The sequence below is a fragment of the Thermobacillus sp. ZCTH02-B1 genome, assembly GCF_002159085.1.
Classification (GTDB): domain Bacteria; phylum Bacillota; class Bacilli; order Paenibacillales; family Paenibacillaceae; genus Thermobacillus.
The window spans coordinates 128059-151662 of record NZ_LZRU01000035.1 but is presented as its reverse complement, the minus strand read 5'-3'; the positions used below and the strand labels follow the sequence as shown (position 1 = coordinate 151662).

Here is a 23604-nt window from a genome sequence, read left to right as displayed (position 1 = left end):
GGGGTGACCCCATGTTTGCCGCCACAATCGCCTATTTTCCCATCGGCAGAAAAACGTTCGACATGGAAGCGGCGGAACGCCTGTTCCGGGAATCCGAAGAACTGCTCAGGGGAATGGCCGACCGGGTGCTGAGCCCCGGCGCCGTGCTGACATCCGTCGAGGAGCTCACCGCCTGGATGGACGGCATCCGGGGGGAGAAACCCGATCTCGTCGTGTACCAGTCCCTCACGTTCGCGGATGCGGAGTTCATCGCGGCCATTGCCGGACACTTCCCGGCCGAAGTGCTCGTCTGGTCCGTGCGCGAGCCGTCCGTCGGCGGCCGGCTCCGGCTGAATTCGCTCACCGGCGGCAACAGCACCTGCAACGCTCTCCGGATGATGGGTCGGAAATACGACTTCATCCTCGGCAATCCGGACGAACCCCGCGTGGGCCGTCGTTTGCGGGTGAAGCTCAGGGCCGCCGAGACGGTGCGCAAGCTGCGCGGGCTCACGGTCGGCGTGGTCGGCGATCATCCTCCGGGCTTCTTCTTCTCCGGCGCGGATGAGCTGGAGCTGAGAAACCGGTTCGGCATCCGCCTGCACCGCCTCGATCTCTACCGGCTGTTCCGCGAGTCGCGGGATGTGCCCGAAGAGCGGTACTTGCCGTTGATCGCGGCGGCCGCAAGCGGGGTGACCGGTCTGGACGCGGGAGCGGAAACGACCGTCCGCTACGCGCAATTTGCCGCGGCGCTCAAGGACCATGTCGCACGGCTCGGCATCCGGGCGACGGCGATCCGCTGCTGGCCGGATTTCTTCACGGAACTGGGCGCGGCCGCCTGCTCGACGCTGTCCCTGTTCACGGAAGAGGGCGTCGTGTCGTCGTGCGAGGCGGATATCCTCGGCGCCGTCACGATGTACATCCAGCGGGAGCTGAGCGGCGGATCGCCGCCGTATCTGGGCGACCTCGTGCACGTGGACGAAGCCGAGAACAGCGTCACCTTCTGGCATTGCGGAGCGGGCGCCTGGTCGCTGGCCAATCCGGCGACGGGGGCGAGAGCCGGCGTGCATCCGAACCGCAAGCTCGGCTTCACCCTGGAATTCGGCCTGAAGCCCGGACCGGTGACCATCGCGAGGCTCGGGAAGACGAACGCGGGATACCGGATGCTGATCATGAAGGGAGAGGTATTGGACCGTCCCCAGGCGTTCTTCGGCACTTCCGGCGAAGTGCGCTTGTCCGGCAACGTATCGGAGATCGTGCACGCGCTCATGAAGGAAGGCTTCGAGCCGCACTATTCCCTGGTGTATGCCGACATCGCCGAAGAACTGATGGAACTGTGCGGGCAACTGGGCATCGAAGCCGTGAACTACACGTGACGGAGAGGCAACGTATGAATGCACACAACAAACCGAAGGTGGCGATCGGGCAGGCGGGCGGCCCCACTTCCGTCGTCAATGCCAGTCTGGTCGGCTTTCTGGAGGAAGCGCGGGACCACTTCCGGGTGTTCGGCATCGTGAACGCCCTGCAGGGATTGGTCGAAGACTGGCTCGTCGAAGTGGACGACCAGGTGTACGGGAAAATCCGGGAGTACTTCCGCATTCCGGGGTCCGTGCTCGGATCGGGCCGCCGGCACATGGCGCCCGGCGACTTCGCCGCAGCCGTCGACCATCTGCGCAAGCGGGACATCCACCATCTCGTGCTGATCGGCGGCAACGGGACGATGTACGCCTGCCGGCAGATGGAACTGGCGGCGCAGGCCGCCGGCTATGACCTGACGGTGATCGGCATCCCGAAGACCGTCGACAACGACCTGCTCGAGACCGACCACACCCCTGGATACGGCAGCGCCGCCCGGTATGTGGCGGCGTCGGTCCGCGACATCGGGGAAGATTTGAAGGCGATGCAAAACTTCGAGACGGTCCGCATCATCGAGACGATGGGCCGGAACGTGGGATGGCTGGCGGCTTCCAGCCTGCTGCTCAAGGAAGCGGAGCATCATCCGCCGCATTTCGTGTATGTGCCCGAGCGTCCGCTGGTGCTGGACCGGTTCCTGGGCGACGTGGAGCGGGCCGTGTCGCGGTTCGGATATGCCATGGTCGTCATCAGCGAAGGCGTCCGGGACTTGAGCGGCCAGGTCCTGTCCCGGATCGCCCTGAACCGGGATGCGAACAGCACGGTTCTGGGCGGCGCCTCCAAATATCTGGCCAACCAGGTGGCCCGGCATCTGAACCTGCCCGTCCGCGCGGAATTGCTCGGCATGAACCAGCGCTGTTTTGCCGCGATGGCATCCGCCGCCGACCGCATGGAGGCGGAACTGTTGGGCCGGGAGGCCGTCCGGCTGCTCCGGCGGGGCGAGTCGGGCGTCATGCTGACGCTGGTCAGGGACGAGGCATCCGGTGCAGCGGGCCTGCCGTTCCGCGTCGGAAGCTGCCCGCTGGAACGGGTGGCGGGCAAGGAGCGGCCGCTGCCCGACGACGTCCTGAACGAAGACGGGACGCAGGCAAGCGCCGCGTTCAAGGCCTGGCTCCGGCAGCTGGCCGGCGATGACCTCAAGGCTTATCCCGGCTGGTCGTTCATGCCCGGACGGGTCGGGGGCAGAGGGGGTGTCCGTCGAATATGATCCAGTGGTGCACCGGCAGCGAAATGCTCGCCAGGGCGAGGGCGGAAGGCTACGCGGTCGGCGCCTTCAGCGCGCACAACGCCGAGATGGTCCAGGCCATCCTGTGGGCGGCGGCCGAAGAGCGGGCGCCGGTCATGATCCAGGTGGGCCAGCGCGCCATCCGCTACATGGGCATGGAGCCGATGATGCGGATGATCGAGGCGTTCGGCCGGGAGGTGGACGCCACGGTCGCCGTCCATCTCGATCACGGCAACGGATTCGGGCAGGCGATGCAGGCGATCCGGCTCGGCTTCCAGTCGGTCATGTATGACGGATCGCATCTGCCGATCGAAGAGAACATCGCGATCACCCGGAAAGTGGCCGAAGCCGCCCATGCCGTCGGGGTCTCGGTGGAGGGCGAGATCGGCGTCATCGGGGGAACGGAAGACGACATCACCGTGGACGAGGAAGAGGCGCGGCTCACCCGGGTCGAGGAAGCGGTGCGCTTCGCGGAGGAGACGGGCGTCGATTCCCTCGCGGTGGCGATCGGCACCGCCCACGGATTTTACAAGGGTGAGCCGAAGCTCCATTTCGACCGTCTGGACGACATCCGCCGGGCGGTCGGGCTGCCGCTCGTGCTGCACGGCGGCTCGGGCGTGCCGGACGACCAGATCCGGCGGGCGATATCCCTCGGCATCGCCAAGATCAACGTGGACACCGAACTGAGGCAGGCGTTTACCGATGCCGCCCGCGGCGTCTGGTCCGACGATCCGGAGCAGTACCACGTGGCCGTGGCGCTGGGGGCGGCGAGGGAAGCGGTCAAGCGGAAAGTGCAGGAGAAAATCCGCCTGTTCGGCAGCAGCGGGAAAGCCTGAGCGAATCAACGGCACTTGCATGTGCCTGGATGAAAGGGGCGAATGCAGGGATGAACGGGCTCATGTACATCGGCGGTGAATGGAGGGAGGCGATATCGGGGCAGCGCAGGGAGGTGCGCAATCCAGCCACCGGCGAAACGGTGGGAAGCGTGCCGGTGTGCGGCAGGGAAGACGTGGCCGCCGCCATCGACGCCGCGCATGCCGCCTTCCGGCCGTGGGCGGATTTGACGGCGCAGGAGCGGTCCGAACCCCTCCGCAGGGCGTTCGAGATCCTGGTGGAGCGGAAGGACGAGATCGCCCGGATCATGACGCTGGAACAGGGGAAACCGCTCGCCGAGGCGAAGGCCGAGGTGCTGTTCGCGGCCGAGTTCCTGCGCTGGTACAGCGAAGAGGCGAAGCGGGTATACGGCGAGACGATTCCCGCCTCCGCGCCGCACAAACGCATTCTGGTCATCCGCCAGCCGGTCGGCGTCGTGGGGGCGATCACCCCTTGGAACTTCCCGGTCTCCATGCTGACCCGCAAGATTGCGCCGGCGCTGGCGGCGGGGTGCACCGTCGTGCTGAAGCCGGCCGATTACACGCCCCTGTCCGCGGTGGCCCTGTTCCGGGTGCTGGAGGACGCGGGATTTCCGCCGGGCGTCGTGAATCTCGTCACCGGCAAGGGAAGCGTGGTCGGGGCGGAGTTTCTGGAAAACCCCAAACTGGGCAAAATCACCTTCACCGGTTCCACGGAAGTCGGCAAACAATTGATCGAAGGTTCGGCAAAATACGTGAAGCGCATATCCATGGAACTTGGCGGCCATGCGCCGTTCATCGTCTTCGAGGACGCCGACCTGGAGCAGACGGTGGACGCGTGCATCGCCAGCAAGTTCCGGAATGCGGGTCAGACGTGCATCTGCGCCAACCGCATTTACGTGCAGGATACGATCATGGACCGTTTTGCCGCCATGCTCGCCGGGAAGGTGAAGGCGCTCAAGGTCGGCAACGGCATGGAACCGGGCGTGGACATCGGACCGCTGATCGATTGGGAAGCGCTGGAGAAGGTGGAGCAACAGGTGCAGGACGCCCTCTCGAAGGGGGCGAAGCTGGAGGCCGGCGGCAGGCGGTATGTGCGCGAAGGGCTGAACGGCGCTTTCTATGAACCGACGGTGCTCAGCCATGTCGACGAGTCAATGGACATTTGCTCGGTCGAGACCTTCGGACCGGTGGCGCCGCTGATCGCCTTCCGCACGGAAGAGGAAGTGATCGCCAAGGCCAACGCCACCGAATACGGGCTGGCCTCCTACGTGTTCACCCGGGATCTGGGACGGGCGTTCCGCGTCTCGGAACGGCTGGAATACGGCATCGTCGGCGTGAACGATCCGCTTCCCTCCGTGGCGCAGGCTCCCTTCGGCGGATGGAAGGAAAGCGGATTGGGCCGCGAGGGCGGCCGGCACGGTCTGGAAGCCTTCCTGGAGATCAAATACATTTCCCTCGGATTGAACGGGTAACGGGTTTCTGATCTCGAAGGGGAGGCGATGCCGGAACAGAAGGGCCTGTCGAGCGATTCAACCGATCATGAATTTCATGAATCAGAATAAGGATCGAATCCGATGCAAAATGCCGCTGCATGCCAGACTGATGGAAACGGAGGGACTCGGGACATGCACAAATTTCTCATCCACCACAAGGAGGACCACGTCGGGGTGGCCACGTCGGACATCGCCGCGGGCGAGACGGTGATCGGCGTGTTCATGGAAGATGATTCGACGATCGAGGTAAAGGCCAACGCGGACATTCCCCTCGGCCACAAGATCGCAATCCGCGACGCCGCCCCGAAGGAGAAGGTGCTGAAGTACGGTCTGCCGATCGGCCATGCGCCGGAAGGGTTCCGCAAGGGCGACTACGTGCATACGCACAATCTCAAGACGCTGAGGTGGTAACAGATGCGGCAATTGTACGGTTACAGGCGAGAAAACGGCAAGGTGGGCATCCGCAATCATGTGATCGTGCTTCCCGTCGACGACATTTCCAACGCCGCCTGCGAGGCGGTCGCCAGGAACATCCAGGGCGTGCTGGCGCTGCCCCACTCGTACGGGCGGCTGCAGTACGGCAAGGATCTGGATTTGCACTTCCGCACGATGATCGGTACGGGCGCCAATCCGAACGTCGCCGCCGCCATCGTGATCGGCATCGAACCGAACTGGACGAACATCGTGGCCGAAGGGATCGCGAAGACGGGCAAACCCGTCGCGGCGTTCTCCATCGAACGGGTGGGGGACCTGGAGACGATCCGCCGCGCTTCCCTGAAGGCGAAGGAATTCGTGCAATGGGCTTCCGAACTGCAGCGCGAGCCGATCGAGCTGAAGGACTTGACCGTCAGCATCAAGTGCGGCGAATCGGACACGACGACCGGTCTGGCTTCCTGCCCGACGGTGGCGCAGGCGGTGGACCGCCTCGTGGACGCCGGGGCGACCGTCATCTTCGGCGAGACGTCGGAGCTGACCGGCGGCGAGCATCTGATCGCCGACCGCTGCGCCACGCCGGAACTGCGCGAGAAATTCATGGCGCTCTATAACGACTATGTCGGGGAAATCCTGTCCTCCGGCGTCGATCTGCTCGGTTCCCAGCCGACCCAGGGCAACATCATCGGCGGCCTGTCCACCATCGAAGAGAAGGCCCTCGGCAACATCGCCAAGACGGGCACGAAAAAGATCATCGGCGTGCTCGAATCCGCCGAAGCGCCGAACAACGGCCCGGGGCTCTATTTCATGGACACGTCCTCCGCGGCCGCGGAGTGCATCACGCTGATGGCGGCCGGCGGCGCGGTGGTCCACTTCTTCCCGACCGGCCAGGGGAACATCATCGGCAACCCGATCGAACCGGTCATCAAGGTGACGGCCAACCCGATCACGGCGAGCACCATGAGCGAACACATCGACGTGGACGTGAGCGGTCTGCTCAGCCGCGAGATCAATCTGACCCAGGCCGGCGACCTGCTGATGGATTACCTGTGCCGCGTCGTGAACGGACGGTTCACCGCCGCCGAGGCGCTCGGACATCGGGAATTCGTCATGACGAAGCTCTACCGGAGCGCGTGAACAAGGTCATCACGTCATGGGGTTGGATGCCGGACGGCATCCAACCCCCGTTTTCGGGAGGTGACGCGTGGTGTCGGGCGAATCGACGTCCGGCCGCTGGCGGCCTGACGATCTGGACGCCTTCTGCCGGCAGGTGTTCATGAAACTCGGCATGCCGGAACAGGATGCCGCGATCGCCGCGGAATCCCTCGTCAGGGCGGACCTGGAGGGGAATGAAGGCCACGGCATCAGCCGGCTGCCGATCTACGCGAAGCGGATGAAGGAAGGGCGCATCTCGCCCAACCCGGCCATCGGGTATGAGACGGCGGGGGCCGTGCTGAAGGTGGACGGCGGCAACGGGCTCGGCCAGGTCGTCTCCCGCCGGGCGCTGGAGAAGGCCGTGCCGCTGGCGAGGAGCTACGGACTGGCGGGCGTCTTCATCCGCAGGAGCAATCACTTCGGCACGGCCGCGTATTACTGCCAGTACGCCGCAAGCTGCGGCATGGCGCTCGTGGCCATGACCAATTCGCCCCCGGGCATCCCCCCGTGGGGCGGCCGCAAGGCGTTCTTCGGGACGAATCCGATCGCCTTCGGTTTCCCGGTGCGGAGCGGCCCGCCGGTGATCGTCGACATGTCCTCGAGCGTCGTGGCGCGGGGCAAGATCATCCTCGCGAACAAACTCGGGCAGCCGATCCCCCCGGGATGGGCGATTGACGAAGAGGGCCGGGAGACGACCGATCCGGCCGCGGCGCTCAAGGGTGCCGTTCTCCCCGTCGGCGGGGCGAAGGGATACGCCCTGGCCATGGCCGTCGAAATCATGTGCGGGCTGCTCGGCGAGGCGGCCTACGGCCCGCACGTCAACAATCTGTACAAGGACGGGGACGGCGAGGCCGACGTCGGCCACAGTTTCCTGCTCCTCGACCCGTCCAAATGGCTCGACATGGACGCGTATTACGCGCGGATGGAGACCTTCCTGCGGGAAGTGAAGGCCGTGCCGCGCGCCGCCGGCGTGGAGGAGATCTTCTACCCGGGCGAGCGGCGCCATGCGAAGCATGAGGCGCGTTCGCGGGACGGGCTGGACCTGCCGCGGGAAGTGGAGCAGGAACTCAGGCGTTTGGGGGAAGCGTTGGGAGTTTCTTTTCCGAAAGAGGGACGGGCCGGATGAAAGTGCTGATAACCGAATTGAACTGGCCGATCGGCATCGAACTGCTCGAAGCAAAGGGATGGGACGTGCACTATGATCCCGGGCTCTGGAAGGACCGGGAGGCGCTCCTGGAGCTGATCCCGTCGGCCGATGCGCTGATCGTGCGCAACCAGACCCGGGTCGACGCCGAGCTGATCGGCCGGGGCGGGCGGCTCAAGGTGATCGGCCGGCTCGGCGTCGGGCTGGACAACATCGACCTCGGGGCGGCCGCGGAGCGGAACATCCCCGTCGTATACGGCCGCAACGCCAACGCGGCTTCCGTGGCGGAATACGTGTTCGCCGCGATGTTCGCGTTCGTCCGGAGGATCGGGGATGCCGCCGCCGATGTCCGGTCGGGCGGATGGGACCGGAGGGGATTCACCGGCGTCGAACTGGCGGGCAAGACGCTGGGGCTCATCGGCGTCGGCGAGATCGGCCACCGCGTGGCTGTCCGGGCGAAGGCGTTCGGCATGAACGTGATCGGGTACGATCCGTTCGTCGCGCCCTATGATTTCCCCGCGGCGGAGACGGGCATCTCGCTCGCGGATCTGGACCGGGTGCTGGCGGAATCCGATTTTCTCAGCGTCCACGTGCCGCTGACGCGCGAGACGCGCAACATGCTCGACATGGGCGCGTTCCGGAAAATGAAGCGCGGAGCGGTGCTCATCAACAGCGCGCGCGGCGGCGTCGTGAACGAAGCGGATCTGAACGAGGCGCTCGCATCCGGCGCCATCGCCGGAGCGGTGCTGGATGTGCTGGAGACGGAACCTCCGGCGAAGGATCACCCGCTGCTGAAGCGGGACAACTGCCTGATCACGCCGCACATCGCCGGACTGACGGAGGAGTCCCAGTCGCGCACGGCCGAGCTGGTATCCCGGGAAGTCATCCGTGAGCTCGAAGGGCGGGTCTCGCTGTGCAGGGTTCCTTCAGGCCGGAGCCGATGAAAGGGCTGCGAGCCGCCGTCGCCGTGCCCGGCGGATGGCTTGCGGGCGGATGGAAGGGATGGTGCAGGGGGGTCCTCCTGACGGTCATCCTCGCGGTGCTGGCCGGCCAGATCGCCCGGCTCCCCCTGTTCTCCGTCATGGGTGTCATGGTCATCTCCATCCTGCTCGGCACCTTGTGGAAGACCGCGATGGATGTGCCCGCGGACGCGCCGGCCGGCATCGCCTTCAGCAGCAAATATCTGCTCAGGACCGGCATCGTGCTGATGGGGCTGCGCCTCGATCTGCAGCAGATTTGGCAGGCGGGAACGGCGGTCGTCTGGATCGACGTCATCGTGATCGCGTTCACGCTGGCGTTCATGCTGGGGCTCGGCCGCCTGCTGTCGGTGGAACGCACGCTGTCGGCCCTCATCGCCGTCGGCACGGCCGTGTGCGGCGCCGCGGCCATCGCGGCGGTGGCGCCGCTCATCGGCGCAAGGAAGGAGACCACCGCGCTCTCCGTGGCCGGCATTGCGGTGCTCGGAACGGCCGGAGCGCTGGCGTACATTATCGCCTATCCGCATCTGGGGCTGGATCCTTACCTGTACGGCGTGCTGGCCGGTTCCACCCTGCATGAGCTGGCCCATGTCATCGCGGCCGCCGCGCCCGGCGGCGACGCGGGCGGCGAAGCCGCGATCGTCGTGAAACTGGGCCGGGTGGCCCTGCTCATGCCGGTTGCGCTGGTGCTCGGCCATGCGTTTCGCACGTCCCGGGCCGGCGGCGCCGGAGCGTCCGGCGCGGAGCCGGGGCGTGGGAACGCCGGCGGGCGTCTTTCCGGATGGCGGCGTCTGCCCGTGCCGTGGTTCATTTTCGGATTTCTGGCCATGAGCGTCGTCAAGACGCTGGGCGTCCTGCCGGAGACGATGGTCCGGAATCTGATCGGACTCAGCGTGTTCCTGATGTCGGCGGCGATGGCCGGGCTCGGCCTCGGCATCCGCTTCGCCGATTTCCGCCGGCTCGGCCTCCGGGCCGTCACCGCGGCCGTCGCCGGCTTTGCGGCGCTTTCGGGGCTCGGCTTCGGGCTGATCCGCCTGTTTTATTGAACGGCGGACGATGGACGGCTGCGGGCAAAATAAAAAAACTATGAAAATGCCCGCTGCGGATTACGCATCCGAAAGGGCGGTTCCGGCTGTCGGACAGGCTGCGCGGGCCGCCTTTTTTGTGCGCCGGCTACGGATGTGCCGGTTTTCGTCACCCCCGGGTGCCGGTTTCCGAAGGGGCGGACGTGCGAAATCCGCCGTTCGGCGGCGCACGGATGGCCGCTGGCGGAACGCGGAACCGTCAGCGGCCTTGTCATGCCGCACGGGCCGGATCTGACGGCAGGACGATACATCGAACCGTTCAAGCGCCGGAACCCGGCCGGGCCGGCATTCACGCGATCCCGTTCGTCAGCGCGCCGAGGCGCTCGATTTCCACCGTTACCGTGTCGCCCGCCCGAAGGTACGGCGTTCCGGGCAGCCCCATCGCCACGCCGGAGGGTGTCCCCGTCAGAATGATGTCGCCGGGCTCGAGCGTGAAGTAACGCGAGATGTACGCGATCAGTTCGGCGCAGCCGAAGATCATGTCACCCGTGTCGGCCTGCTGGCGGACCTCGCCGTTCACGATCGAGCGGATCGCGAGCCGCTGCGGATCGCCGACTTCGTCCGCGGTGACAAGGTACGGCCCGATCGGGCAAAAGCCGTCGCCCGTCTTGCCGAGCAGCCACTGGGACGTGCGGTTCTGCAGGTCGCGCGCGGAGATGTCGTTGGCGCAGCAATAGCCGAACACATAATCCAGTGCCTCGGATTCCCGCACTCCGCTCGCACGCCGACCGATCACGACGCACAGCTCCGCCTCGTAATCGAGCTGATCGGTCAGATGCGTCCCGCGGACCGGCCGCAGATGCGCGTTCAGCGCGTTCGCGAACTTGCCGAACAGCACGGGCGTCTCCGGCGGCGTCAGGTTCATCTCCGCGGCGTGCGCGCGATAGTTGACGCCGACGCAGATGATTTTGCCCGGCGCGGGCACGCAGGGCCCCCATTCGACCCGGTCCTCTGCCACCCAATACGGTGCATCGGCCGAAGCCGGACACGCTTCCAGCAGTTGCGCCAGCGCGGCGATTCCGGCATCGCCCGCGCGGATCGCGGCCATCGGATCGGTCGGCGCGTCGGCGGCAAAGCCGCGTACGCTCCGGAGCGCTTCCTTCACGTCCAAAATGCCGTCCGCCGCCTTTACGCCCAGCCGGAGCTCGCCTTCTCTCGTCAGCGTCACCAGTTTCATTCGATCTTCTTCTCCTTTCCGTTCCGCCGCAAGCGGCCGTCGTTCGCCGGGAACCGGACAGCCCGCGTCCGGGTCTCACTATTAACAATAACCAAAAAACGGCTGGCAGCAACGGATTCGGGTCCCGGAATGCCGTCTGCAATCGGGGATACCGATGCAAGAGAGGAATTCCCGCCCGCCGCGTTGAATGTTGACAGAAATCTGGATCCAAGGGAGTCGATGCCGGTGAGCGAGAAGAAAATTCTTCTGTCCGAACGCGAGATTCCGACGCACTGGTACAACATCGTGGCGGACATGCCGAATCCGCCGAAGCCGCCGCTGAACCCGGCGACCGGGAAGCCGGCCGGTCCGGAGGATCTCCGGGCGATCTTCCCGATGGAGCTGATCCGGCAGGAGGCGTCCCGGGAGCGGTGGATCGAAATTCCGGAGGAGGTGCGCGAGCTGTACAAAATCTGGCGCCCGACGCCGCTCGTCCGCGCGCTGAATCTGGAGAAGGAGCTGGATACGCCGGCGCACATTTACTACAAATATGAAGGCGTATCCCCGGCGGGCAGCCACAAGCTCAACACCGCGATTCCGCAGGCCTACTACAACAAGAAGGAAGGCATCCGGCGGCTCACGACGGAGACCGGCGCCGGCCAGTGGGGTTCGTCGATCAGCATGGCCTGCCGGTTCTTCGGGCTCGAATGCATGGTCTACATGGTGAAGGTCAGCTACAACCAGAAGCCGTACCGCCGCATTCTGATGAATGCGTTCGGCGCCACGGTCGTCGCGAGCCCTTCGGAGCTGACGGAGGCGGGGCGCGCCGTGCTTGCCGCCGACCCGGACTCGAACGGATCGCTCGGCATCGCGATCAGCGAGGCGGTGGAGGACGCGGCGAAGCGCGACGACACGAACTACTCGCTCGGCAGTGTGCTGAACCATGTCTGCCTGCACCAGACGATCATCGGCCAGGAGGCGAAGCTGCAGCTCGAGAAGGCCGGCGAATATCCCGACGTGGTGCTTGCGAGCTGCGGCGGCGGTTCGAACTTCGCGGGGATCGCGTTCCCGTTCCTGAAGGACAAGCTGACGGAAGGACGGAACGTCCGCCTCGTCGCCGTCGAACCGTCGGCCTGCCCGACGCTGACGCGCGGCGCGTTCGCTTACGATTACGGCGACGTGGCGAAGATGACGCCGCTCCTCATGATGTACACGCTCGGCCACGAGTTCATGCCCCCGGGCATCCACGCGGGCGGGCTGCGCTATCACGGCGACTCGCCGCTCGTGAGCCAGCTCTACCATGACGGGCTGATCGAGGCGGTCGCGTACGACCAGACCCGCGTGTTCGAGGCGGCCGTGCAGTTCGCCCGGACCGAAGGCTTCCTGCCGGCGCCGGAATCGGCGCACGCGGTGCGCGGTGCGATCGACGAGGCGCTGCGCGCGAAGGAGGCCGGGGAGAAGCGGGTCATCCTGTTCAATCTGTCGGGTCACGGCCATTTCGACATGTCGGCGTACGAGTCGTATCTGTCCGGCGCGCTGCAGGATGTGCCGTATTCGGAGGAAGCGCTGCGGGAGAGCCTGAGCCGGCTGCCCGTGGTGTGACGGACCGGGCTGGCGGGAACGCCGGAGAGGCTGTGCTGGATAAAAGCGGCGCCGGCAGGTCCGACGGTCGAAGGGCCGCTCGTCGGAAGCCGGCCGGCGCCGCAAGAACAAGGTTCTGACAATGGGATATCGAAATGCAAATTAATAACATTTCACCCAAGGATATCATTTGACGATCGCCGGATATTCCTTTTATCATAGTCTTTGTTACTTCATATTGCATGGATGTTAGCGTTTTCAATCTTGCGAAACGTCCGGGCATGCGAGGAGCAGTGAGAGATATGAGAAAAGCGGGACATCTCTTGATGATCGTTTTGCTTGCGGTCGCGCTGGCCGCTTGCGGATCGGGCAAAAAAGACAATGAAGGTTCCGGCAACGGCGCGAACTCGACCGGCGCCGCGGGATCCAACACGGAGCAATCGTCCGGAAATGCGGGACAATCCGAAGGCTCCGGCGATTCCGGAGATTCGGGCCAATCGTACCGAATCGCGATTTCCCAGATTGTCGAGCACCCGTCGCTGGACGCGACCCGCGAAGGGTTCCTGGCGGCGCTGAAGGACGCCGGCATCGAAGAGGGCGTCAACCTGACGGTTGACTACAACAACGCGCAGGGCGATCCGACGAACAACCTGTCGATCGCGCAGAAGATTGCGGCGGACCCGAACGACCTGGTGCTGGCGATCGCGACGCCGTCGGCGCAGGCGGTGGCGCAGCATGTGAAGGATGTGCCGGTGCTGTTCGCGGCCGTCACCGATCCGCTGGGCGCGAATCTTGTGGACAATCTGGAAGCGCCGAGCGGCAACGTGACCGGTGCTTCGGATACGAACCCGGAAGCCGTCCGGAAGCTCATGGACTTCATCGCGGAGTATCTCCCGGATGTCAAGACGGTCGGCATCATCATCAACGAGGGCGAGCAGAATGCCGTCGTCATGGCCGAGAACGCCGAGCAGCAGCTCGCGACGCACGGCATCCAGACGGTGAGGGCCGCCGTCGCGAACACGTCCGAGGTGAAGCAGGCCGCGGAATCGCTGGTCGGCCGGGCCGACGCGTTCTTCATCACGCTTGACAACACGGTCGTCAGCGGCGTCGACGCGATCATCCAGGTCGCGAACGAGCACGACATCCCGTTCTTCTCCAGCGACCGCGACACGGTCGAGCGCGGCGCGTTCGCAACCGTCGGGTTCAAGTACTACGACCACGGTTATCAGGCCGGACAGATGGCCGTCGAGATCCTGAAGAACGGCAAGAAGCCGTCCGAGCTTCCCGTATCCTTCCCGGACAAACTTGACTTTATCCTGAACCTGAAGGCGGCCGCCGAGCAGAACATCACCGTGACCGACGAGATGAAGGCTGTCGTGCAAGATCCGGCGAACAACATCATCGAGTAACGGTCGACAACGGGAGTGAGCGGTCTTTCGTTCACTCCTTTCGTATGTCAGGAGGACGAACACCATGTTTGGAGCACTGTGGAGTTCGATGCCCGGAGCGGTGGAACTGGGGCTCTTGTACGCGCTGATGGCGCTGGGCGTCTACATTACCTTCCGCATTCTCGACTTTCCGGACCTGACGGTCGACGGCAGCTTCACGACCGGCGGCGCGATCGCCGCGGTATTGATCACCGCCGGCTATCACCCGTGGCTGGCGACGGCGGCGGCGTTCGCGGGCGGACTGGCCGCCGGCGCGCTCACCGGCCTGCTGCATGCGAAGGGCAAGATCAACGGCCTCCTGTCCGGCATCCTGATGATGATCGCGCTCTATTCGATCAACCTCCGGATTCTGGGCCGTCCCAACGTGTCGCTGCTCGGAATGGACACGATTTTTCCGCGGGTCGGCAAGGATGAGAAATGGCTCCTCCTGCTTGTCATCGCGGTCGTGATCCTGATCATCAAGCTGCTGCTCGACGCGTTCCTCAAGACGGATCTCGGGCTGGCGCTGCGGGCGACCGGGGACAATGCGAAGATGATCGCCAGCTTCGGTGCGAACACGGACACGACGAAGATCATCGGCGTCAGCCTGTCCAACGGCCTCGTGGCGCTGTCCGGCGCGTTCATCGCGCAGCAGGGCGGCTTCGCCGACATCTCGATGGGGATCGGGATGATCGTCATCGGCCTCGCGTCCGTCATCATCGGCGAGGCGATCTTCGGCGCGAAGACGGTCTTCCGCGCGACGCTCGCGGTCGTGCTCGGCTCGATCGTCTACCGGATCGTCGTGGCGCTTGCGCTGCGCGTCGAGTGGCTGGAATCGTCGGACGTCAAACTGATCACGGCCATCATCGTCATCATCGCGCTGGTCTTGCCGACGGCGTCCCGCGCGTGGTCGGTACGGAAGACGGCCCGGAAGCGTTCGCGCGAGCTGGCGGGATCGGAGGGACGCTGATGCTCAGGCTGACGAACATTTACAAGCTGTTCAATCCGGGTTCGGTTGATGAAAAAACGGCGCTCGCCGGCATCAATCTGCAGCTCAATCCGGGCGACTTCGTGACCGTCATCGGCAGCAACGGCGCGGGCAAATCGACGCTCATGAACGTCATTTCCGGCGCGCTGCAGCCGGACATGGGCGAGGTCGTGATCGACGGCCGGGACGTTACCCGGATGCCCGAGTTCAGACGCAGCGCCTTCATCGGGCGCGTGTTCCAGGACCCGATGGCGGGCACCGCGCCGCGCATGACGATCGAGGAGAACCTCGCGATGGCCTGGAAACGGGGGCAGCCGAGGGGGCTGAAGTTCGGCGTGACCCGCCGGAAGCGGGAATTTTTCCGCGAGCAGCTCGCCCGGCTCGGCATCGGGCTCGAGAACCGGCTGTTCGCGAAGGTCGGCCTGCTGTCGGGCGGCGAACGGCAGGCGCTCAGCCTGCTGATGGCGACGTTCACGAATCCGCGCATCCTGCTGCTGGACGAGCACACGGCGGCGCTCGACCCGGCCCGCGCGGATCTGATCACGCGGCTCACGGAGACGATCGTCCGGGAGCAGAAGCTGACGACGCTGATGGTGACGCACAACATGGAGCAGGCCATCCGGCTCGGCAACCGGCTGATCATGATGGACAAGGGCCGGATCATACTGGATATCGATTCGGAGAAGAAGAAGACGCTCACCGTCGAGCGGCTGCTCGGCGAATTCGAACAGATCAGCGGGCACAAGCTGACCGATGACCGCATCGTGCTCGGGTGAGCGCGTCGCGTCGCACCCGGTGATCATGGAGCATGCCGAATCGGGGATGAAGGGAAGTACGGAATGGAACCGTTCGAACGCGGCAGGCTGCTGCTCAAGCTCATGCTCGTGCTGGCCCGGGACCGGCGCGCCATGCAGGGACGGATTCAGACGACGGGCTTTGTGCGGGAATACGGTGAACTGCCGCCGGACCTCGGCGTGATGACGCTGGGGCGGCTCGGCGACGACGAGATCGCCGCGCTCGCGGAGAGCGTCGGCATCCGGCCGGCGCCGGCGGGGGCGAAGTGCGATATCTTCATGAACGGGTACGGCTATCGGATCGAGTCGCTGGCGGCTTATCCGCCGGTGATCATCGACGATGTGGAACCGGACGGGCTGGCGGCGGCGTGCCGGTTGGCCGGCATTCCGGCGGACCGGCTCGGGGAGCGGCTCGAGGCCTGCCGGCAGGCGGCGGAGCGGCGGTCGACGCGCGCGCCGGTCCGAACGGAGACGGGCGCCATCCCGGGCGCAATCGGACCAGCGCCGTCCGAATCGGCGAACGCGCCGGCCGGGCCTGCGCATGCTCCGTCCGGCCCGGCGGCCGGACGGGAGGATGATCGGCCGGTTCCGGAGGCGGACGGCGGCCCCCGGCCGGCCCTGGAATCCGACGAAATCCGGATCGCGGACCCGGATTCGCCGCTGAAGGACGATCGGGAATGGCTCGCGCCGCTGATCGAATATTTCTGGTTCACGGGGTCCGAGCGCGGACGGTCGCATTTTCCGGCGGATTATCTGCTCGATTTCGACGATCCGCTCAACATGAACACCTGGCGCACGTTCGACAAACGTTACGCGGTCGAAGCGGTATGGGATCGCCTGGCGATCCGTATCGCGCGGGTCGGGCGGGACGGCGCGCCCCGGGAGGCCGTGCGGATCCGCGTCGTGTAATCCTTCCTTGCGGGGAGCGAAGCCCGGAGCCGGCGCCGAAGATCGGCGCCGGCGGAATGCCGGGCGATCGCCGATGCACCGGGGAGGTGTGAAGCGCGGGATCCGGGCGAACGCGCAGCCTCCGCCATCGGGAACCGAAAAAACGGCCACGAAACGCAAAAATGCACCTGTTTCGGCGCGATACCAAACCACTGCCGAAATCGGGTGCATTTTTTTGCGCTGCGTCGGGAAGGATGGCGTCCGGAGGTTTCGTTCATCAATGCGCCGCTTTCTTCCGGAAATTGCTGCCGGTCACTTCCGCGATGTTCTCGATCGCGACAAGGGCCCTCGGATCCAGCTCGTACACGATCTCGCGCAGGTCGCTCAGCTCGATCCGGCTGACGATGATGTAGATGATCTTCTTGCGCTCGCCCGAGAACGCTCCCTCGCCGTAGATGAAGGTCAGGCCCCGGCCGAGCTTCCGGGACAACGCCTCCGCGATCGGGTCCGGATTGTCCGAGATGATCGTGACCGACTTCATCTCTTCCATGCCCTCGACGACGATGTCGATCATCTTGAATGCGATGAAATACGTAATGATGGAGTACATCGCCGTCTCCAGGCTGAAGACGAGCATCGCCGCCAGCAGGAAAATGAACACGTTGATGACCATGATGAACTGGCCGACGGAGACCGGCTTCTTCCTGCTGACGAGGATGGCGAGAATCTCCGTGCCGTCCAGCGCGCCGCCGGTGCGGATGACGAGGCCGACGCCCGCGCCGAGGATGACCGCGCCGACGATCGTGGCCAGGAACTTGTCGTCCGTGATCGGCTCGAAATGGTGCAGGTAGGCGGTGACCGCCGAGAGGATGACGACGCCGAACAGGGTGTGGAACGTGAACCGCAGCCCCAGCTTGCGGAAGCCGATGTAGAGGAACGGCAGATTGAAGAGCACGATGAAGATGCTCATCGGCACCTTGAACAGCGCGGCCGCGATGATCGACAGGCCGATGACGCCGCCGTCCAGAATGTCGTTCGGCACGAGGAACAGCTCGAGCCCGATGCCCGCGATGACGGCCCCGACGGCGATCATCAGCAGCTGCTGCGCCTCGTGCAGCACTTTCTTCTTCTTCTCAACAGCCATATGTGCGATCAGCCCCAATGCAGATTCGCCCGCAGGACAAACCGTAAAATGGCGGACATGAAAATTATACACACAGCAAACCGCGCGTTCAAAGCAAAATTGATCCGGCCGGTACCAAAAGAGGAGACAACAGGTCAAGGCCCGCCGCTTTACTTTTCATCGTTTAACTGTTATATTACGAATATAACAGATATAGCATGATGGGTGGTGGCGGACATGCTGATCCGCATCGATTACCAGTCGGAAGTGCCGATCTATGTGCAGCTCACGAACCAGATCATCGAGGGCATGGCGTCCGGCGCGCTCAAGCCCGGGGAGCCGCTTCCGTCGGTGCGGGCGCTGGCCGCGGATCTGGGCATCAACCTGCACACCGTGAACAAGGCGTACACCCATCTGAAGCAGGAAGGGTTCATCCAGGTGCACCGGCAGCGCGGCGCGATCGTCCGGCCGGACCCGATGCCCCCTGCCGACGACGCGTTCCGCGGCAGGCTCGAGGCGCAGCTGCGACCGTTCGTCGCCGAAGCGGTCTGCCGCCGGATGGAGGAGGACGATTTCCTCGACGTGTGCCGACGCCTTTACAGGCAATTCACCCGGAAGGAGGAATCCTGACGTGAACGGATATACATTCGCCATCGTCATGCTGCTCGTCGTGACGCTGCCGCTCGGCGCGATCATCACGTTCATCCCGTACCTCACGAGAAGGACGGAAAGCTTCGGCGTGTCGATCGAGGCGAAATATTACGACGATCCCGAGATTGCCGGCATGCGCCGGACCTATGCGACGGTGACGGGGCTGGTCAGCCTGATCGCCCTCATCGCCGGCCTCGCCGCCGCCCTGTCACTGGATGCGGAACGGCATCTCGGCTGGCTGCTGCCGTCGGTGGTCTGCGCCATGCTGGGCGCGCATCTGATTCTGTATCTGCGGTACCATTTCCGCATGCGGAGGCTGAAGGCGGAGCGCGGCCTCGTGTCCCTCGCGATGCAGGAGACGGTCGTCGACACCGATTTCTACCGGGAGAGGCGCGCCCATTCGATGGCATGGCTCATTCCCCATCTGCTCGTTGCAGCCGCGACGGCGATCTTCATCGCCGTCAACTACGACGCCTTCCCGGACCGGATCGTCATGCAGTACGGCCTGGACGGCACCCCGACGAACGTGGTGGACAAGAGCTGGGGAACCCTGCTCTTCCCGGTATGGATGCAGCTTTTCATGATCGCCACGTTCGCCGTGGTGAACTACGGCATCTCCGCGAGCAAGCAGCAAATCGACGCCTCCCATCCGCGGAGCTCGCTCAAGCGCAACCTGATCTTCCGGAGAAAATGGTCCGCGTTCATCCTGACGATGGGCTTCCTGATGACGGTGCTGTTCGGCCTGATTCCGTTCCATCAGCTTTACGGGTTCAACTCCGGCATCCTGCTCGCCTCGATCCTGACGATCGTCGCCATCATCCTGCTCTGGGCCATTCGGCTCGGCTTCGTGACGGGGCAGGGCGGGAGCCGCATCCGGCTGCCGGATGAGCCCGGCGAGGCGCCGACCGGCAAGGTGAACCGCGATGACGACCGGTACTGGATTCTGGGACAGTTCTACTTCAATCCCGACGACCCCGCGCTGTTCCTCGAGAAGCGGTTCGGCATCGGCTGGACGATGAACTTCGCCCGGCCGTTGGCCTGGGTGATCCTGCTCGCGCCGCTCCTGCTGGCCGCCGTCATCATCCTGACGGTAGAACTCGGGTAATTCGGGGTATGTAAAAGAGAGATCCGCATCCAAATCAATCGCATGGGAAGGAGAATCGCAATGCAATCGAGACAGACAGCCGCCTTTCGCATTCCGGGAGTCCCGATGCGCTTCGCGCGCGCGCTCCTGCTGGCCGCCGCGTTCCTCATGGCCCTGCCGCTTCAGGCGTTCGCGGCGGATCGGGAGGGAGCCGGAGAAGCGGGAACGCCGCTCACGCCGGAGACGGCGGCGGCATTCCTGGAGGAGTTCTTCGAGCTTGCAAAGCCGTACTATACGGGGGCCGCGGTCGTCATCGTGAAGGACGGCGAAGTGATCGCGCAGGAAGGCATCGGCTACGCGGACGAGGAGAAGGGGATTGCCGTCGACCCGGCGGGCACCCTTTTCCATATCGCTTCCGTGTCGAAAACGTTCACCGCCGTCGCGATCATGCAGCTCGCCGAACAGGGGAAGATCGATCTGGACGGCGACATCCGCCACTATCTTCCGGGCATCGAAATCGAGAATCCGTTCGCGCGGCCGGTGACCGTGGCCGACCTGCTGGCGCATCGCAGCGGATTCGAAGCCCGCGAGCCGGAGGATGCGGATCTGAACGCCGATTTCGACGGATACGCCCGGCAGATGGAAGACTACGCGAAGCGGCGCATGCCGCCGGTCGTGCGCGAGCCGGGTTCGGCTTACATGTACGACAACTTCGCCTACCTGCTGCTCGGGCTGATCGTGCAGAATGCAAGCGGCGAGCCGTTCGGGGAGTACATGCGGCGGCACGTGTTCGAACCGCTCGGCATGAACGACAGCACGTTCCTTCCGGAACCGGACCGGCTTGAACGTCTCGCGACGTATTACCATTCGATCACCGGCGAGCCGCTGGAGCGTTACGTGCTCAGTCCGGCCATCATGCCCTACGGCGGCATGCTGTCGACGGCGGAGGACATCGGCAGGTTCATGATCGCGTTCCTGAACGAAGGGCTGGCGCCGGACGGCGCGAGGGTGCTCTCCGCCGAATCCGTCGCCGCGATGAGCGAATACCGGGGATCGATCCATCCGCTCCTGCCGGATGCGACGTATGGCTTCGAAGCGCCCGGGCAGCTGCCGATGGCCGGTTCGAGCGGCGCCGTGCTCGCGAAGCTCGGCGACCTGCCGGGCAGCAGCTCGATGCTGCTGCTCCTGCCGGAGGAGGAGACCGGCGTGTTCCTGGTGTACAACCGGAACGGCGTGCTGCGCGATCTGTTCCATGCGCAGTTCATGGCGAAGTTCTTCCCGGAATATGCGGTGCCCGCGGATCTTGCGGCATTCGCGGAGGAGCCGGCCGTGGATCTGAAGGCGCTCGAGGGACTGTACACCGACCTTCGCCAGCCCGCGATCGCGTACCGGATCGAGGCGGGCGACGACGGCGTCCTGACGGTGTCCGACGCGCTGCTCGGCACCCGCACGTTCCGCCAGGCGGGCGGAAACCTGTTCGTTGACGAAACGCTGCAACGCTTCGCGGCGTTCCGCATCGACGCGGACGGCACGGTCTACATGCGGGAGACGGCGATCAATCCGCTCGGATATCAGCGCAAGGCCGATGCGCCCGCCGGCTACGCGGACGTGGGCGGGGACCATCCGTATGCGCCGTTCATCCTCGGCATCCAGTCGCTCGGCTACTATCCGAACGAAGCGGGGCTCAGATTCGAGCCCGAACGTCCGGTCACCCGGGCCGAGCTGGTATGGCATCTGCTCGCGATCAGCGGGCTCGGGGGTTCGGACGCGGACACGTACGCGTTCTCGGATATCGCGGGCCATCCGCTGGCGCCGTACATCCAGGCGGCGGCCGAATTCAACCTCGTGCACGGCACGGGCGGCGGCCGCTTCGAGCCCGACCGGCCGGTGACGCGGCAGGAGGCGGCGATCATGGTCTACAACGGCCTGAGGCGGTCGGTGCCGGAGCCGGCATTCGCCGACGTGCAGGTCGAGGGGAACACGGCTCCCTGGGCCCGGCATGCGGTGCGCATGATCGTGGGGCTCGGGCTGCACGGTCCGGAAGTCGCCCTGTCGGACAGCGGCGTGCCGATTTTCAACGGTGCGGAGTGGCTCACGCGCCAGGAGGAGGCGGCGCTGCTCTACAAGCTGCTGCTCACGCCGGTGCAGCAGATCGCGGAGGAGCTGATGCAGCGGCCGCCGTCGGAAACGGTTCCCGGAGCCGGCGCGGACGCCGGACGTCAAGGGGAATGAGGCCCCGGAGAAGCAAAAACGGTGCAGGCCGGATGATCCGGCTTGCACCATTTTTGCTTGCGTCCGTTCGTATCCGGCTGTCATTTTCCGCCCGTGAACGTGATCCCCTTGACGAAGAAGCGATTGGCGAAGATGAACATGAGAAGCGCCGGCAGCGTGAACACCATCGACGCGGCCATGATCAGGTTCCAGAAGCTGTAGTATTCGCCCTTGAACGTGTTGAGGCCAAGCGGCAGCGTGTACATCGCCTTCTCCGACATGATGACGAGCGGCTTCAGGAATTCGTTCCACGATCCCATGAAAATGAACACCGCCTGCGCCGCCAGCGCCGGTCCCGCGAGCGGCAGCGCGATCCGGAAGAACGTGCCGAACCGGCCCAACCCGTCGATCTCCGCCGCCTCCTCCAGATCCTTCGGGAAGCTGAGGAAGAACTGGCGCATCATGAAGATGAACGTCGCATTCACCGCGGCGGGCACGATCAGGCCCTGATAGCTGTTCAGCCAGTTGAGCTCGTTCAGGATCAGGTAGCTCGGGATGAGGGTAAGTTGTCCCGGAATCATGAGCACTGCCAGAATGCCGAAGAAAATCAGCTTGTTGCCCGGAAAATTGAACCGCGCCAGGGCGTAGCCCGCCATCGAGTTGAAGAGCAGGTTCAGCCCCATGACGACGACGGCGACGAACGAACTGTTGAGGAACCAGCGCGGAAACAGCGGCTCGTCGATGAAAATCCGCTTGTAGTTTTCCAGTGTGAACTCCTTCGGGATGAAATTCGGTTCCCCGGTCGAGATTTCGGCCAGCGTCTTGAATGAGGCGGACAGCGCCCAGAGGAACGGCATGAACGTGATGACGGCGTATGCGATAAGGATCGCGTACTGAATGACGCGCAGCGCGATCCGGAAACCTCTCTTTTCCGTTGTCCTGACCCGCATCCGGCGGTTCCCTCCTTCAGTTCAGCTTTTCTTCGCCGAAGATCCGGCGCTGGATGACGGTGATCAGCATGATGATGGCGGCAAGCACGACCGCCAGCGCCGAGGCGTAGCCCATGTCGAGGAGCTTGAACGCGTATCCGTAGATGAGCAACACCACGGTCAGCGTCGAGTTGTTCGGGCCGCCGGAGCCATTCGAGAAGATGTATGCCTGGTCGAACAATTGGAACGTGCCGATGATGCCCATCGTGACGACGAAGAACGTAACCGGTTTGAGGAGCGGCAGGGTGATGCTCCAGAATTTCCGCAGCGTCCGTGCTCCGTCAATCTCCGCCGCTTCGTAGAGGGATTCCGGGATGTCCTGAAGCGCGGCCAGATAGATGACCATGTAATACGGCGCGGTGGACCAGATGTTCATCAGCATGATCGCCTTGAGCGCCACGTTCGGGTCGCCGAGCCAATTGAAGGGCGGAATGCCGAAGAAGCCGAGCAGGTCGTTCAGCAGGCCGTCGGTCTTGAAGATCCACATGAAGATGAGCGTGAGCACCGCGGAGGATGTCACCGTCGGGAGAAAATAGAGCGCCCGGAACGTATTCCGCCCCCGAAGCTTCGAGTTCAGCACGGCGGCAAGCAGGATGGCGAGCGCGGTCTGCAGCGGGACGACGATGATCGCGTATTCGAACGTGTTGGACAGGGCGATCCAGACGCGTTCGTCGTCGATCATCCGGATGTAGTTGTTGAAGTTGATGAAGCGGTACGAGATACCGCCGAGGAGCTGCACTTTGTGGAATGACAAAAAAAGCGCATATACAATCGGCGCCAGCGTGAAGATGCCGATGACAAGAATCGTCGGCGCCAAAAATGCGTAGCCGGCGGCCATCTCTCTGAGCTTGCGCCTGCTCATGCGCGGTTCCTCCTTCGTATAGGGGATTGCGGTTTCCGGCGGGCAAGAGCGCATTCGTCCGCCGCGGCCGCGAACGGCCGGAACGGACGAACGGGC

At 64.6% G+C, this 23604-nt stretch carries 21 protein-coding genes; 17 read left to right on the top strand and 4 right to left on the bottom strand.

What is annotated here, in order from left to right; genetic code table 11:
- Positions 1-11 precede the first annotated feature (11 nt).
- From A9Z00_RS14165 to A9Z00_RS14125, 9 genes are all read left to right on the top strand, one after another.
- Positions 12-1352, top strand: a complete 1341-nt coding sequence (locus tag A9Z00_RS14165; protein WP_296978811.1) for an L-fucose/L-arabinose isomerase family protein — start codon at positions 12-14, stop codon at positions 1350-1352.
- Positions 1353-1366: 14 nt separating this feature from the next.
- Positions 1367-2596: a diphosphate--fructose-6-phosphate 1-phosphotransferase gene (locus tag A9Z00_RS14160; RefSeq protein WP_296978808.1), complete on the top strand. Its 1230-nt coding sequence runs from the start codon at positions 1367-1369 to the stop codon at positions 2594-2596.
- Positions 2593-3450 carry a class II fructose-1,6-bisphosphate aldolase gene (gene fba, locus A9Z00_RS14155; RefSeq protein WP_483316322.1) on the top strand — a complete coding sequence of 286 codons (858 nt, stop codon included), beginning with the start codon at positions 2593-2595 and terminating at the stop codon, positions 3448-3450. Before A9Z00_RS14160 ends, fba begins: the two co-directional genes overlap by 4 nt.
- A 62-nt stretch (positions 3451-3512) precedes the next feature.
- Entirely contained in the window at positions 3513-4940 is a 1428-nt protein-coding gene (locus A9Z00_RS14150) for an NAD-dependent succinate-semialdehyde dehydrogenase (RefSeq protein ID WP_296978806.1), read from the top strand.
- Positions 4941-5093: 153 nt separating this feature from the next.
- Entirely contained in the window at positions 5094-5372 is a 279-nt protein-coding gene (locus tag A9Z00_RS14145; RefSeq protein ID WP_296978803.1) for a UxaA family hydrolase, read from the top strand.
- A 3-nt stretch (positions 5373-5375) separates the two neighbouring features.
- Positions 5376-6530: a UxaA family hydrolase gene (locus A9Z00_RS14140; protein ID WP_296978800.1), complete on the top strand. Its 1155-nt coding sequence runs from the start codon at positions 5376-5378 to the stop codon at positions 6528-6530.
- Between the two features lie 70 nt (positions 6531-6600).
- On the top strand, positions 6601-7674 hold the full coding sequence (locus tag A9Z00_RS14135; protein ID WP_296978797.1) for an Ldh family oxidoreductase: 1074 nt from the start codon (positions 6601-6603) through the stop codon (positions 7672-7674).
- On the top strand, positions 7671-8636 hold the full coding sequence (locus A9Z00_RS14130; RefSeq protein ID WP_296978794.1) for a hydroxyacid dehydrogenase: 966 nt from the start codon (positions 7671-7673) through the stop codon (positions 8634-8636). Before A9Z00_RS14135 ends, A9Z00_RS14130 begins: the two co-directional genes overlap by 4 nt.
- Positions 8633-9715: a YeiH family protein gene (locus A9Z00_RS14125; protein ID WP_296978791.1), complete on the top strand. Its 1083-nt coding sequence runs from the start codon at positions 8633-8635 to the stop codon at positions 9713-9715. The genes A9Z00_RS14130 and A9Z00_RS14125 overlap by 4 nt, the downstream gene beginning before the upstream one ends.
- Before the next feature lie 328 nt (positions 9716-10043).
- Here A9Z00_RS14125 and A9Z00_RS14120 read toward each other — a convergent pair whose 3' ends face one another.
- A complete protein-coding gene (locus A9Z00_RS14120) occupies positions 10044-10931 on the bottom strand; it encodes a fumarylacetoacetate hydrolase family protein (RefSeq protein WP_296978786.1) in 888 nt (295 codons plus the stop codon).
- 225 nt (positions 10932-11156) lie between these two features.
- Here A9Z00_RS14120 and A9Z00_RS14115 point away from each other — a divergent pair, with 225 nt between their 5' ends.
- The 5 genes from A9Z00_RS14115 to A9Z00_RS14095 all read left to right on the top strand — a co-directional run bounded on the left by A9Z00_RS14115 (position 11157) and on the right by A9Z00_RS14095 (position 16609).
- A complete protein-coding gene (locus A9Z00_RS14115; protein ID WP_296978783.1) occupies positions 11157-12512 on the top strand; it encodes a TrpB-like pyridoxal phosphate-dependent enzyme in 1356 nt (451 codons plus the stop codon).
- Between the two features lie 281 nt (positions 12513-12793).
- Entirely contained in the window at positions 12794-13900 is a 1107-nt protein-coding gene (locus A9Z00_RS14110) for an ABC transporter substrate-binding protein (RefSeq protein WP_296978781.1), read from the top strand.
- 64 nt (positions 13901-13964) lie between these two features.
- On the top strand, positions 13965-14888 hold the full coding sequence (locus A9Z00_RS14105) for an ABC transporter permease (RefSeq protein ID WP_296978778.1): 924 nt from the start codon (positions 13965-13967) through the stop codon (positions 14886-14888).
- Positions 14888-15682: an ABC transporter ATP-binding protein gene (locus tag A9Z00_RS14100; protein WP_296978775.1), complete on the top strand. Its 795-nt coding sequence runs from the start codon at positions 14888-14890 to the stop codon at positions 15680-15682. Before A9Z00_RS14105 ends, A9Z00_RS14100 begins: the two co-directional genes overlap by 1 nt.
- A gap of 63 nt (positions 15683-15745) precedes the next feature.
- Positions 15746-16609 (top strand): hypothetical protein, encoded by an 864-nt coding sequence (locus A9Z00_RS14095; RefSeq protein ID WP_296978774.1) that lies wholly within the window; start codon positions 15746-15748, stop codon positions 16607-16609.
- A gap of 256 nt (positions 16610-16865) precedes the next feature.
- Here A9Z00_RS14095 and A9Z00_RS14090 read toward each other — a convergent pair whose 3' ends face one another.
- Complete coding sequence (locus tag A9Z00_RS14090) at positions 16866-17732, bottom strand: YitT family protein (RefSeq protein WP_296978772.1); 867 nt, start codon at positions 17730-17732, stop codon at positions 16866-16868.
- A 216-nt stretch (positions 17733-17948) separates the two neighbouring features.
- Here A9Z00_RS14090 and A9Z00_RS14085 point away from each other — a divergent pair, with 216 nt between their 5' ends.
- From A9Z00_RS14085 to A9Z00_RS14075, 3 genes are read left to right on the top strand one after another with little or no spacing between them, the layout of a single operon-like run.
- On the top strand, positions 17949-18341 hold the full coding sequence (locus A9Z00_RS14085) for a GntR family transcriptional regulator (protein WP_296978768.1): 393 nt from the start codon (positions 17949-17951) through the stop codon (positions 18339-18341).
- A gap of 1 nt (position 18342) precedes the next feature.
- Positions 18343-19467 carry a DUF1648 domain-containing protein gene (locus A9Z00_RS14080; protein ID WP_296978765.1) on the top strand — a complete coding sequence of 375 codons (1125 nt, stop codon included), beginning with the start codon at positions 18343-18345 and terminating at the stop codon, positions 19465-19467.
- Positions 19468-19527: 60 nt separating this feature from the next.
- Entirely contained in the window at positions 19528-21678 is a 2151-nt protein-coding gene (locus tag A9Z00_RS14075; protein ID WP_296978762.1) for a serine hydrolase domain-containing protein, read from the top strand.
- A gap of 80 nt (positions 21679-21758) precedes the next feature.
- On the opposite strand, the gene A9Z00_RS14070 is transcribed toward A9Z00_RS14075, so the two are convergent.
- Positions 21759-22607, bottom strand: a complete 849-nt coding sequence (locus tag A9Z00_RS14070) for a carbohydrate ABC transporter permease (RefSeq protein ID WP_296978759.1) — start codon at positions 22605-22607, stop codon at positions 21759-21761.
- A 16-nt stretch (positions 22608-22623) separates the two neighbouring features.
- The gene (locus A9Z00_RS14065) at positions 22624-23508 is read right to left on the bottom strand and encodes a carbohydrate ABC transporter permease (RefSeq protein WP_296978756.1); all 885 of its coding nucleotides are present in this window, start codon (positions 23506-23508) and stop codon (positions 22624-22626) included.
- Positions 23509-23604: the final 96 nt, after the last annotated feature.